This is a genomic window from Zhongshania sp., assembly GCF_029212375.1.
Classification (GTDB): Bacteria; Pseudomonadota; Gammaproteobacteria; order Pseudomonadales; family Spongiibacteraceae; genus Spongiibacter.
Genome location: NZ_JARGNU010000007.1, coordinates 170200 through 183089, shown reverse-complemented (window position 1 = coordinate 183089; position 12890 = coordinate 170200). Strand labels below are relative to the sequence as shown.

Genomic DNA, 12890 nt, shown 5'->3' with positions numbered 1-12890 from the left:
AAATAATGAATAACAAATTCTATGATCGAAACAAACGTGAATACTGGGTTTCGTGCTGAGCCGAGGCCATTGCCAAGCCTGGCAAACCAACACCGAGAGCATCGTCGTGCCGAGATTTGGCCGCCGCTACGCTGGCTTCCAGTGCCGGCATTAAAGACAGCAGCAAACGCTGGCCGTCGGTCTGACCCAGCGGCACTAATTTAATGGCCGCCGCCACCTGATTCTCTAACCAGCTCCAGGCAAAACCGCTGAGCGCGTCGTCACTGTCAACGTGCCAATGCTGAGCCGCCAAGGCGAATACCGTGGCAAAACTTACCGCCACGCCTTTGGGCCAAGCCAAAGCATTTGGCACTTCTAAAGACACTAATAAGCGCAGCAGAGCTTCGCCCATTTGCACGTCTTCTAATAACAATTCCTTGGATTCACGCGCCGCCTGTAAATAGTCATTCCAATAGGCGACGTCCTCCAGGGCGCCAGCCTGCCATGCCATATGCAAACGCTGTAAGACAGGTAAATCTAAACCACCCAAGCTGTGGCTTAACACCTCGCCAATCCAATCTTCTGCGCCCGCCAAACTCTTAACCCAGCCTCGCTCAACCGCATACTCCAAACCCTGAGAGTAGGCATAAGCCCCCACCGGCAAGGCAGGACTAACGAGATGCATTAAATGCAGTAATGGACTAGTCATGATGATGGTGGCTGTGAATACTGCCCGCGCCGCTATTGTGATAGGCGCCGTTCTCGGGGTGGAAGGGCTTTTCGCCAACTTGAACGTCTAAACCTAAGCCGCGCAGCATATCGTCCAGCACATGGTCGTGTTGATAGCGCAATTCCCCCGCATCAATCTGCAAGGGCACATGACGATTGCCTAGGTGGTAGGCGGCCCGCGCAAACAATAAGGCATCATCGGTGCGCACAATCGACAACGTTTCCTTAGCGGCCACCACAGAAATTTTCTCGCCGCTTTTAGCAATTAAAATATCGCCATCGGCAAGCACCTGACCCCGCTCAATATACCAAGACAAATCCTGGCCGCAGCGAGTTTTACCGCGGAAACGACTGCGCTGCCGATCTTGATAGTTCAGCACAATACTCATTTCTGGCGCTAAACCCTGGCCCTCACTTGCTACCTCAAAACACTCAAGCATCACTTACTTCCAAATTAAAATTAATTTTTCTCAACTAATTAGAACTAGCAAATCAAAACAAACAATAGCGCTGAGCCAAGGGCAGTTCGGTGGCCGGTTCGCAAATGAGTAGCTGACCATCGGCGCGCACCTCATAAGTATCGGGGTCTACTTCCATCACTGGCTGATAATTGTTCAAGACCATATCGGCCTTGGTCACATTGCGGCAGTTTTTCACTGCGACTAGCGGGCGATCTAAACCCAGTGCGCTGCCAATATCAGCATCAATCGCGGCTTGGCTAACAAAACTCACCGAGGTCTGCACACAGGCTTTACCATAGGCGCCGAACATCATCCGGTAATGCACTGGCTGCGGCGTGGGAATAGAGGCATTGGGATCGCCCATGGGCGCGGCGGCAATAGCGCCGCCTTTAATAATCATGGCGGGTTTAATGCCGAAGAACGCTGGTTTCCACAACACCAAATCGGCAAGCTTGCCTACTTCAATAGAACCCACCTCATGGCTAATACCGTGGGCAATGGCCGGATTAATCGTGTATTTGGCGATATAACGACGGGCGCGGAAATTATCATTATCTGCGCTGTCTTCTGCCAGCGGGCCGCGCTGCACTTTCATTTTGTGAGCAGTCTGCCAAGTGCGACACACCACTTCGCCGACTCGGCCCATAGCTTGGGAGTCGGAGGCAATCATCGAGAAGGCACCAAGGTCGTGCAGAATATCTTCAGCGGCAATGGTTTCCTTGCGAATGCGGGAATCGGCAAAGGCCACGTCTTCGGGAATATTCGGGTCGAGATGGTGACAGACCATGAGCATGTCCAAATGCTCATCCACGGTGTTCACCGTATAAGGCCGCGTTGGATTAGTCGATGACGGCAGCACATTGGCCGCGCCGCAGGCTTTGATAATATCCGGCGCATGACCGCCACCAGCACCTTCGGTGTGATAGGTATGAATGGTGCGGCCCTTAAAGGCGGCGAGAGTGTCTTCGACAAAACCCGACTCATTCAGGGTGTCGGTGTGGATTGCCACCTGCACATCGTATTTGTCCGCCACACTTAAACAACAATCGATAGACGCTGGGGTGGTGCCCCAATCTTCGTGCAGCTTTAAGCCCATGGCACCGGCTTTAATTTGCTCTTCCAGCGAATCTGGCAAACTGGCGTTGCCCTTGCCGAGAAAGCCCAAATTCATGGGAAAGCTCTCGGCGGCCTGCAGCATTTTGCCCATATGCCAAGCACCCGGCGTACAGGTGGTGGCATTGGTGCCGGTCGCGGGGCCGGTGCCACCACCGATCATAGTGGTCACACCGCTCATCAAGGCCTCTTCAATTTGCTGAGGGCAAATAAAGTGGATGTGCGAATCAATGGCACCGGCGGTTAAGATCTGACCTTCACCGGCAATCACCTCGGTGCAGGGACCAACAATAATATCGACATTGGGCTGAATATCAGGATTACCGGCTTTACCAATGGCGCAAATTCGACCGGCCTTTATCGCCACATCGGCTTTAACCACGCCCCAGTGATCCAATATCAATGCATTGGTAATCACCGTATCTGGGGTATGGGCGCCGCCTAACTGACTCTGGCCCATGCCGTCGCGAATGACTTTGCCGCCACCGAATTTCACTTCTTCGCCGTAGGTAGTGAAGTCCTTCTCTACCGAGATCCACAACTCGGTGTCTGCCAAGCGCAGGCGGTCGCCTACCGTAGGCCCGTACATATCCGCGTAGGCGCGGCGATCTATCGTAGCCATGTTTTATGCTCCTTGCTTGTCGAGGGCGCCCATTACATCGCCACGAAAACCATACACCTCGCGTTTGCCCGCCAGCGCCACCAACTCAACTTGACGGCTCTGACCAGGCTCAAAACGCACCGCCGTGCCCGCCGCAATATTCAAACGAAAACCGCGACTCGCCCCGCGATCAAAAATCAGCGCAGGATTGGTCTCAAAAAAATGGTAGTGCGAACCAACCTGTATTGGCCGATCACCACTATTGGCCACATCAATCACGCAGGTTTCGCGGTCGGCATTGAGGGTAATATCGCCCTTGGCTGCGATTAATTCTCCGGGAATCATAAGTGCTCCGTTATGCCTATTTAAACGATGGGATTATGGACAGTGACCAACTTGGTACCATCGGGGAAGGTTGCCTCCACCTGTACCTCGTGAATCATTTCGGCAATGCCGTCCATCACGTCATTTTTGGTCAGCACTTCACGCCCCGCGCTCATCATCTCGGCCACCGTGCGGCCCTCTCGGGCGCCTTCCATTACCGCCGCCGAAATCAGCGCGATAGACTCGGGGTAATTTAATTTAAGACCCTTGGCCATGCGGCGTTCGGCCAATAGCGCGGCGGTAAACAGCAATAATTTATCTTTATCTCTGGGACTCAATTCCATGGCGGTGTCATCCTGTTTTCAATTAATTCTCATTTCAATGCTAATTAGGTGTTCCAAATCCGCGGCGGGCAGGCCTCGCGGCCATTAAATTGCGGCCGAAGCTGCGCCCACAGCCACGCAAAACCTTTGCGGCACTGCTCCGGCGAATCACCCAGATAGCGCGCTAAAAAAATATCCCGCTTTTGCGATAAGCCCCACTCTGCCGCCAGCCAAGTATTTTGCTCAGCAATCGCAATGAGGCCGTCGCGCAATTTATCCATCATGGCCTGATCGCAACTCATCGTCGCGAAAAAGCTGCCGCTCACCGAGGCGCCAGCCATTCCCCAAGGCGCATCCAGCATGGTGCTACCCCCCAGCCATTCGGTGCGTTCAACTAATAGTGGTTTGCCGTCGCGACGTATGTCGATTTTTTGCAGGCAACGACCCTGGGCAAACCCTTCGCCACTGGCGCGGCGGCCCAGCACCACAATATCCCATGCACATAAACGGGCATTGCCCTGCAGAGCGAAGTGATTACTCAATTCGGCTTCAGCGCCTTCAAATACAATGGTTTCCTGGGGCAGCCACTCCAAACAGGCACCATCGGCAACATCAGCGCTCACGCCTTGAGACTGCGCCGTTTTCGCCAAATCACTGCGGTACACCTTGCCCGCCGAGGGCGTGGTTAGCAGCGCTTGCGCCCCAGCATCCAAACTCACCGCCACCCGCAAGGTATCGCCAGCCACTATGCCGCCAGGCGGGTGCAGGAGATAAACATGACAGCAATCCCCCTCGGGATAAAAAGGCCGCTGCACCCGCAATGGCCCTTTGTGGGAAACGCGCACCAAATCTGTGCGATTTTCACTGGCACGCAGACCAAGCTCAATCGCCGCTGGCCACGATTTACGCGGAGCCAGATCACCACCGTGGCCAGTATGTGCAGATATTAAGGGGGCTAGGGCCGTCAACGGCAATTCCTTGTTTGTAAAACTAATTAATAAGATCGCGGAGCGCCTTTAAGTTAACGCCGTTCAATGCGTTGCAAACAATATCCGTGAGCAATAACTGTACCATCACTGTGCGTTTTTATTAGCACTGCGCCAAATCGGATCTTATTATCGGTAAATGCGCACCATTATTAGGCGAGCTAGTGGGAAACGCTTCCCGCGTCAGACGTCAGACGTCAGACGCCTGACTAGCCCCATGCCGCCAATAAACGATACACTTAGCCAATCAACGAGGTAACGATCCATGGCTAAACCCGATTTTATTGCTCAGTTGGCGCAACAAGCCAGCAAGCTGATGAATAATGGCCCAGAAATTCAGCACGACATAGAAGAAAAAGTGCAGGTATTACTGCAAGGTGGCCTCAGTCGCATGAACGTTGTGTCACGCGCCGAGTTCGACGCCCAAGTTGCGGTATTAAACCGCACCCGCAGTAAACTCGAAGCGCTAGAGAAGCAGCTCGCCGAATTAACCGAGCTGCTTGCGAATCAAACCACTGATAGCAGTAGCGCCAAGCCTTAAGCTCTAGACCGCTCGCGAAGTTTGAGATGCCGCCTTCAAGGATGAAGCCATGCCCCTCGCCACCGTATACAGCCGCGCCAAGCTTGGCGTGCACGCGCCACTGGTTACCGTAGAAGTCCATTTATCTGGAGGCCTGCCGGCCTTTAATATTGTTGGCTTGCCTGAGGCCAGCGTGCGCGAGAGCCGCGACCGAGTACGCTCTGCGCTCGTAAATTCGCGCTTTGAATTTCCGGTTAGCCGCATCACCGTCAACCTTGCCCCCGCCGATTTGCCCAAAGAAGGTGGCCGCTTCGACTTGCCCATCGCCATCGGAATCTTGGTCGCCTCAGGCCAACTACCCACAGCGCCGCTGGCAAACTGTGAGCTAATTGGCGAACTGGGGCTGAGCGGTGAATTGCGCGCGGTAGATGCTGCCCTGCCCGCAGCGGTGCAAGCTGGCGAAGCGGGGCACAGTCTGATACTGCCCGCCGCCAACGCTGGCCTTGCCAGTATTCTCGACACCAGCGATATTCGCGAAGCCCACTCCTTACTCGCGGTAGTTGCCCACCTCCACGGCCAGCAGGCGCTGCCCTATGCTAGCGCCGACGATTCGGCAGAATTAGCCGAACACTATCCCGACCTCAGCGAGGTGCGCGGCCAAGCAGGCGCCAAACGGGCACTGGAAATCGCCGCGGCGGGCGGTCATTCACTCTTACTCAGCGGCCCGCCCGGCACCGGAAAAACCCTACTCGCCAATCGCTTACCAGGTATTTTGCCACCCCTTAACGAAAGTGAGCGTTTAGAAATTGCCACCGTGCAGTCGGTCGCTGGGCTACCACTGCGGCTGAACCGGCCTTTCCGCGCCCCCCACCACACCGCCTCTGGGGTGGCATTGGTGGGTGGCGGCAGCTATCCACGGCCCGGTGAGATTTCCTTGGCCCATCATGGCGTATTATTTTTAGATGAACTGCCCGAATACCCCCGCAAAGTACTCGAAGTACTGCGCGAACCGATAGAGTCTGGTGAGGTAACCATTTCACGCGCTACCCAACAATTAACCTTCCCAGCTCGATTCCAGTTAATTGCCGCGATGAATCCATGCCCCTGCGGTTTTGACGGCGACAGCGGCAAGGACTGCCGCTGCACCCCCGACCAAATCCAACGCTATCGGGGCAAACTATCTGGGCCGCTACTCGACCGCATCGATTTACGCATTACCGTGCCCCGCCTACCGCCAGGGGTTTTACAGGAAGATGGCCTAGCAGAAAGCAGCGCCACCGTGCGCGAGCGAGTTTGCGCTGCCCGCGACCGTCAATTACAGCGCAGCGGCAATATCAACGCCCAACTCAGCGCCGCGCAGGTGCGGCAGTTTTGCGCGCTAGACACCCCCAGCAAGCAATTCATGCTCAAAGCTGAGCAAAAATTAGGCCTGAGCGCTCGTGCCCATCACCGCCTGCAAAAAATTGCGCGCAGCATTGCCGATCTAGCGGATGCTGAGGCGATACGCCTTGCTCACTTGCAAGAAGCGATGATTTATCGCGGCGATATATGATGCATCTAGCGACTTAGCAGATACGGGTCTTTGCCATCGTCATTAGCCGCCAACTAATCGGCGACCATGGCCAGCGCCATCATGCCAATTGTTGCGCCAAACAGCAGGCCAATTATCAGACCGAAGGTAAACATGGCGAACGTTCCCTTATAAGACATGCTAGCTTGCCGTCGCCAGCACTCTCACACTCACACGACGATCAGGCTGCAGACAGTTCACTCGCTCTAGCGTCGAAGCTTGACCGTTACCGTTGCTACACTTAGCAATAGTGTCGCTACTACCTTTGCCCATGGTGACAATCACCGAGCGATCAATGCCGTTACGTACCAGTATTTCAGCCACCGTTGCCGCCCGCGCTTGGGACAAAGAATTGTTACTCTCGGCTACGCCGATGGGATCGCTGTGACCAACCACAAGCACTTTATTAATCTGCGCGTGGCGACGCTGCCAGTACTGCGCGAACTGCACCAGTGCAACACGCCCGCTCGGGTTTAGATCTGCTTCGCGAGAACGTCCAAAAACGAATAGCAATTCATCAGTGAGCGACACAGTTTCCTCGGTAGGCACAGAAGACGCTACCGCCACTATTACGTGGCGCGCGGACAATTGTTCACATTCAGGTGTCTGCCAGTAGATGGCTTTTACACTCTATCGACCTTTATCGTCATCACCATATTGCAGTTGATACTGGCAGATCCGGTACTCATTTTCTGCGCCGGCATATAAATTAAAAACGTAGTTCCAAGTATCAGGGCTGAAGAGGCCTTCATCAAAATTCGGATTTCACAATAGCAAGCGCGCTTGATCTCGGTTGATACCTAGCGCCACTCGCCCAGTTGCTGAACCGAGATCGATGAAGTCCTCAGTGTTTAGATACGACGCATCCAGCACAGGAAACAATATACCTCGCAGATCAGCCGGCTGCGACGCGGCGCAGGCACCGAGCAATGAGACCAGCACAACAACCCCTGCCCACTGAATAACTTTCATTCGCCTCTCTCTAAATAATTCATCGGATATACTGAATCGGTACAACGCAGCTGCGGCTTACCAGAGCACGCCACTAACACCCACCCGCACCGTGGCGCCAACTTCAGAGCCAGCAATACCCGTGGTGACACTCCAGCGACCATTGTCGGCAGTGCGCCGCAAGGTCATCCCCACCGCCGATTGATTAACGTGATAGCCCACACCCATGGCATAGGTGAACTTGCCGGCTACATACGGGGCGTTTTCCATGGCCACCGCCGCCGCGATACCGGCATTGGCCTCACGCCGCGCCTCGTTGATGGCGCCGCCCAAATAAATCCCCATAGATTCCAGCTGACTCATGTTCACCGCATCAGTAGCTGAAATGCCTGGCGCCACATTGGTGATACGCCGTTGATTGCCAACGCTGCCCACCGACACCGTATTGGCTTGGTCTGCCACCGAGCCATTGCCTAAGGCGATGCTATTAGCCGCCATGGCCACTGCGTTATTACCTAACGCAACAGCCTGCTCCCCAGATGCAGTGGCGTTATCGCCCACTGCAGTGGTGTTAGTGCCCAATGCCTGCGCTCCGGTACCCACTGCCACCGAAGACTGCGCAACAGCACCTGAGCCAATGGCCACTGAATTGGACTCAACGGCAGTGGCGTTGAAGCCGACAGCAATACCACCTTCGGACTGCGCTTTCGCATTTTTACCAATAGCCAAGCTATTAACAGCTTGATCACCGGCTTGAGCGTTATCGCCGCATTCAATCGCGCCGTCGGCACTGCCACGGCCACAAAAGGCCGAGTTGGCTTGGGCGGCGTTCAATGCAGTGTCAGCAGTGCCCTGGGCGGTATCGACGCGCTCACTGAGGTCAACGACCTCGGCTTCAACGGTCGTGAACTGGCTTTCCAAATTACGGATAGATGTTAGGTTCTGATCAATACGTTGGCTGTTAACCGCAATTTCGGTTTTATTGGCATCGACCCCGGTATCTAGAGCGGCAAAGGCGTCACCGACGTTGTCAAAATTGTCGCTCTGCACCGCGTAGTTGGGCGCGGAGACACTGCCATCGGCTGCAACAGAAGTGCCACCGCCCAAACCGGCGGCCAAACCGGCACCCTGTTTAGTGGCGCGCGTGTCGAGTCCGTCAATTTTACTGGTATTAGTCGCAATATCCGCTTCATTGTCGGTAACGCGATCATCCAGACCACTGATGTTGGCTTCCGTGGTGGTAACACGAGTATCCAGACCGCTGATGTCACCTTTTGTCGATCCCAGACGGGTATCTAGACCGGCAATATCGCTGCTGTGCTGGTCAACGGTGGTCTGCAGTCCACCCACCTCCGTCTGCAACTCGCCGATACTGGTTTCAGTGCCAGCGACACGACCATCAAGCGCGGAGATACCTCCCTCGGCCACCCCGACGCGGGTATCTAGGCCTGCAATGTCGGTAGTGTGCTGTGCGAGAGAAGACTCGGTGCCAGTAAGCCGGGTGTCGAGGCTAGTGATGCTGCCCTCCGTCACCGTCACTCGAGCATCAAGGCCGCCAATGCCCGACTCTGCAGTAGTTAAGCGTCCATCTAGGCCACTGATATTGGTTTCAGTAGTGGTAACTCGCGTATCTAGGCTGGCGATATCACTGGTGTGCTGGCTGACCGTGGTCTGCAGTCCGCTCAAATCCGCCTGTAGCGTACCAATGCTGGCTTCAGTACCAGTAACGCGGCTATCGAGCTCCGTAATGCTGCCCTCCGCTGTTCCTACACGGTTATCCAGCCCAGCAATGTCTGCGGTGTGCTGAGTGAGATCAGACTCTGCGGTGGTCAAACGCCCATCCAGACCGCTGACCTTGGTTTCCGTCGTCGCGACGCGAGTATCTAAGCCAGCGATATCGCTGGTGTGCTGGCCGACCATTGTCTGCAGCCCGCCCACATCCGTCTGCAGGGTGCCGATATTGGTTTCAGCGCCAGTGACACGACTATCAAGCACAGTAATGTCTCCCTCGGCGGTTCCAATGCGGGTATCCAGACCTGCGATATCAACCGTGTGCTGCGTAATACCAGACTCAGCTGTCGTAACTCGAGTATCAAGACCACTGATATCTGTGGTGTTCTGAGTGATACCAGATTCTGCAGCGACCATGCGGCCATCCAGCCCGCTGATATCGGTTTCCGTGGCGGTAACGCGACTATCTAGGCCGGAGATATCACCTTCAGCCGATCCTATGCGCGTATCGAGTCCGGCGATCGCCGTAGTGTGCTGACCAACGCTGCTCTGCAAGTCGCCAATATCCGTCTCGGCGCCGCTGACACGAGTGCCTAACCCAGCAATGTCTGTTGCGTGCTGTGCAATACCAGACTCAGCCGTGCTCACTCGCGTATTGAGGCCGCTGATATCGGTCGTGTGCTGGCCAATCATGGTTTCCGCCGAAACGACACGGTCGTCCAAGGCCGCCAAGTTGCTCATGTTTTGCGCCACATTCCGATCGGTAGCGAAGAGCTGCGCACCATTGACTGCGTCGCTGCTACCGGCAGCTACCGAGCCGGGGGCAAGCATAGTGATTCGGGTGAAGCCACTCGCGCCCTGCAGGCTGATGCTATTTCGACCCGCATCGTCGTAAACCACACCGAGCACATTGCCGGTGCCAGCCAGCACCTCTACCGCACTGAGTGCGGCACCAACATTGTAGTAATTGGAACCAGCAATGCTGTAACTCGGCGCACTAATGCTGCCGTCGGGGTTCGCGATAGCACCGCCGCCCAGCGCAGCCGCCGTGCCTGTTGCAACATTGGCGATACCACCTTCTGCGGCAGTGACACGAACGCCGAGACCAGTGAGACTTCCTTCCGCCGTGGTCACCCGCGTATCGAGGGTCGTAACGCTGCCTTCCGTCGTTGTCACACGGCTATCCAAGCCCGTGATATCAGTGCCGTGCTGAGTGATTTCAGATTCTGCAGTAATCAGGCGGCTATCAAGCGAATTAATACTTCCCTCGGCGGTTCCGACACGGGTGTCAATGTTAGCAATGTCTGTTGTGTGCTGTGTAATACCGGACTCAGCGGTGGTGATTCGCGTATCAAGATCAGTGACGCTGCCTTCGGTTGTCGTTACACGAGTGTCCAGACCCGTAATATCCGATTCGGCGGTAATTAGACGGCCATCTAGGCCGCTGATATCACCTTCTGCTGATCCCAGACGGGTATCGATCCCAGAAATATCAGTGGTGTGCTGGCCGACCGTGGCCTGCAAACCACCCAGGTCCGTCTGCAAATCACCAATGTTAGTCTCGGCGTCAATAACGCGGCCATCAAGCGAGGCAATACTTCCCTCTGTCGTCACCACACGGCCACCCAGTACCGACAGCTCGCTGCTGTTCTGCGCCACATTCTGATCGGTGGCAAACAATTGCGCGCCGTTGATCGCGTCACTGCTGTTCACTGCCACTGAGCCAGCGGCAAGATTAGTGATCCGAGTGCCGCCACTCGCGCCCTGCAGGCTAATACTATTGCGACCAGCATCGTCGTAAACCACGCCGAGCACATTGCCGGTGCCAGCCAGCGCTTCTACCGCGCCAAGCGCCGCGCCAACGTCGCTGTAGTCGGCACCGGCAATGCTGTAACTCGGCCCACTAATGCTGCCATCTGCGTTCGCAACGGCGCCGCCGCCCAAGGCAGTCGCGGTGCCGCTTGCAACATTGGCGATGCCACCTTCTGCCGCTGTGACGCGAACGCCAAGACCAGTGAGGTTTCCTTCAACCGTGGTAACACGGCTATCCACGCCAGTGACACGACCATCAAGGCTCGTGATGTTCCCCTCGGCGGTTACTACGCGAGTATCTAAGCCTGCGATATCTGTAGTGTGCTGACTGATACCAGACTCGGCCGTAGCGACCCGCGTATCGAGAGTAACAACGCGGCCTTCAGTAGTCGTTACACGAATGTCTAGACCCGAGATGTCAGTGATGTTTTGAGTAATATTGGATTCTGCAGTGACGAGGCGACCATCCAAACCAGAAAGGTCGCTTGTGTGCTGGCCAACGGTGGTCTGAAGCCCGCCTACATCCGTCTGCAAAGTACCGATGTTGGTTTCAGTACCAGTGACACGGCCATCAAGCGAGGTGATACCTCCCTCAGCCGTTACGACACGGGTGTCGATTCCGGCAATGTCGGTGGTGTGCTGTGCAATACCCGACTCAGCCGCAACCACCCTCCCATCTAAGCCAGAGATGTCAGCGGTGTTCTGACTAATAGTCGTTTCGGCCGACACCACACGGCTGCCCAAGACTGACAGATCACTGCTGTTTTGCGCCACATTCTGATCGGTGGCAAACAACTGCGCGCCGTTGATGGCGTCACTGCTGTTCACTGCCACTGAGCCAGCGGCAAGATTAGTGATCCGAGTGCCGCCACTCGCGCCCTGCAGGCTAATACTATTGCGACCAGCATCGTCGTAAACCACGCCGAGCACATTGCCGGTGCCAGCCAGCGCTTCTACCGCGCCAAGCGCCGCGCCAACGTCGCTGTAGTCGGCACCGGCAATGCTGTAACTCGGCCCACTAATGCTGCCATCTGCGTTCGCAACGGCGCCGCCGCCCAAGGCAGTCGCGGTGCCGCTTGCAACATTGGCGATGCCACCTTCTGCCGCTGTGACGCGAACGCCAAGACCAGTGAGGTTTCCTTCAACCGTGGTAACACGGCTATCCACGCCAGTGACACGACCATCAAGGGTGGTGATGCTGCCCTCTGCCGTGCCTATACGGGTGTCGAGGCCGGAAATATCCGTTGTGTGCTGCGAGATACCGGATTCAGTCGTGGTCACCCGCGTATCGAGGCTTGTTACGCTGCCTTCGGTTGTCGTTACACGAGTATCGAGACCAGTGATATCAGATTCAGCAGTGAGCAGACGCCCGTCCAAGCCGCTGATGTCCGTTTCTGTGGTGGTAACGCGAGTATCCAAGCCTGTGATGTCGGTTTCGGTGCCAGTGACGCGGCTATCAAGGTTCGTAATACTGCTCTCAGCCGTGACTACCCGTGTGTCGAGACTAGAGATATCTGTGGAGTGTTGAGTGATATCGGATTCTGCCGTAAGCAAACGGCCATCCAAACCGCTGATGTCGGTTTCTGTGGTGGTAACGCGAGTATCCAAGCCAGTGATGTCGGCGGTGTTCTGGCCGACCGTGGTCTGCAGTCCACCTACATCTGTCTGCAGGGTTCCCACATTAGTTTCAACGCCGGTAACGCGACCATCGAGGGTCGTGATACCGCCCTCAGCAGTAACTACCCGGGTGTCGAGACCGGCGATATCAGCGGTATGCTGAGTAACATCAG

Annotated in this window: 11 protein-coding genes; 2 read left to right on the top strand and 9 right to left on the bottom strand. The window is 55.7% G+C overall.

Features of this window, described 5'->3' with window-relative positions:
- Positions 1 to 19: 19 nt before the first annotated feature.
- From P1U47_RS09675 to P1U47_RS09650, 6 genes are read right to left on the bottom strand one after another with little or no spacing between them, the layout of a single operon-like run.
- Positions 20 to 688 (bottom strand): urease accessory protein UreF, encoded by a 669-nt coding sequence (locus P1U47_RS09675; protein ID WP_301028598.1) that lies wholly within the window; start codon positions 686 to 688, stop codon positions 20 to 22.
- Entirely contained in the window at positions 681 to 1148 is a 468-nt protein-coding gene (ureE, locus tag P1U47_RS09670) for an urease accessory protein UreE (protein WP_301028597.1), read from the bottom strand. Before ureE ends, P1U47_RS09675 begins: the two co-directional genes overlap by 8 nt.
- A 52-nt stretch (positions 1149 to 1200) precedes the next feature.
- Positions 1201 to 2904 (bottom strand): urease subunit alpha, encoded by a 1704-nt coding sequence (gene ureC, locus P1U47_RS09665; RefSeq protein WP_301028595.1) that lies wholly within the window; start codon positions 2902 to 2904, stop codon positions 1201 to 1203.
- Positions 2905 to 2907: 3 nt separating this feature from the next.
- Entirely contained in the window at positions 2908 to 3228 is a 321-nt protein-coding gene (locus P1U47_RS09660; RefSeq protein WP_301028594.1) for an urease subunit beta, read from the bottom strand.
- 20 nt (positions 3229 to 3248) lie between these two features.
- Positions 3249 to 3551 (bottom strand): urease subunit gamma, encoded by a 303-nt coding sequence (ureA, locus tag P1U47_RS09655; RefSeq protein WP_008253381.1) that lies wholly within the window; start codon positions 3549 to 3551, stop codon positions 3249 to 3251.
- A 44-nt stretch (positions 3552 to 3595) separates the two neighbouring features.
- Positions 3596 to 4498, bottom strand: a complete 903-nt coding sequence (locus P1U47_RS09650) for an urease accessory protein UreD (protein WP_301028592.1) — start codon at positions 4496 to 4498, stop codon at positions 3596 to 3598.
- A gap of 283 nt (positions 4499 to 4781) precedes the next feature.
- Here P1U47_RS09650 and P1U47_RS09645 point away from each other — a divergent pair, with 283 nt between their 5' ends.
- A complete protein-coding gene (locus P1U47_RS09645; protein ID WP_301028591.1) occupies positions 4782 to 5057 on the top strand; it encodes an accessory factor UbiK family protein in 276 nt (91 codons plus the stop codon).
- A 49-nt stretch (positions 5058 to 5106) separates the two neighbouring features.
- A complete protein-coding gene (locus P1U47_RS09640; protein WP_301028590.1) occupies positions 5107 to 6588 on the top strand; it encodes a YifB family Mg chelatase-like AAA ATPase in 1482 nt (493 codons plus the stop codon).
- A 159-nt stretch (positions 6589 to 6747) separates the two neighbouring features.
- On the opposite strand, the gene P1U47_RS09635 is transcribed toward P1U47_RS09640, so the two are convergent.
- The 3 genes from P1U47_RS09635 to P1U47_RS09625 form a co-directional block, all read right to left on the bottom strand.
- Positions 6748 to 7137 (bottom strand): OmpA family protein, encoded by a 390-nt coding sequence (locus P1U47_RS09635; protein ID WP_301028589.1) that lies wholly within the window; start codon positions 7135 to 7137, stop codon positions 6748 to 6750.
- 234 nt (positions 7138 to 7371) lie between these two features.
- The gene (locus tag P1U47_RS09630; protein ID WP_301028588.1) at positions 7372 to 7578 is read right to left on the bottom strand and encodes a hypothetical protein; all 207 of its coding nucleotides are present in this window, start codon (positions 7576 to 7578) and stop codon (positions 7372 to 7374) included.
- Between the two features lie 57 nt (positions 7579 to 7635).
- A partial coding sequence (locus tag P1U47_RS09625; protein WP_301028587.1) for a hypothetical protein occupies positions 7636 to 12890 on the bottom strand: 5255 nt, incomplete at its 5' end.

Excerpts from the sequence above, each read along its gene's own strand:
- ureA (WP_008253381.1), bottom strand. The coding sequence starts at position 3,551 with ATGGAATTGAGTCCCAGAGATAAAGATAAATTATTGCTGTTTACCGCC.
- P1U47_RS09675 (WP_301028598.1), bottom strand. The coding sequence starts at position 688 with ATGACTAGTCCATTACTGCATTTAATGCATCTCGTTAGTCCTGCCTTG.
- ureC (WP_301028595.1), bottom strand. The coding sequence starts at position 2,904 with ATGGCTACGATAGATCGCCGCGCCTACGCGGATATGTACGGGCCTACG.
- ureE (WP_301028597.1), bottom strand. The coding sequence starts at position 1,148 with ATGCTTGAGTGTTTTGAGGTAGCAAGTGAGGGCCAGGGTTTAGCGCCA.
- P1U47_RS09645 (WP_301028591.1), top strand. The coding sequence starts at position 4,782 with ATGGCTAAACCCGATTTTATTGCTCAGTTGGCGCAACAAGCCAGCAAG.
- P1U47_RS09630 (WP_301028588.1), bottom strand. The coding sequence starts at position 7,578 with ATGAAAGTTATTCAGTGGGCAGGGGTTGTTGTGCTGGTCTCATTGCTC.
- P1U47_RS09660 (WP_301028594.1), bottom strand. The coding sequence starts at position 3,228 with ATGATTCCCGGAGAATTAATCGCAGCCAAGGGCGATATTACCCTCAAT.
- P1U47_RS09640 (WP_301028590.1), top strand. The coding sequence starts at position 5,107 with ATGCCCCTCGCCACCGTATACAGCCGCGCCAAGCTTGGCGTGCACGCG.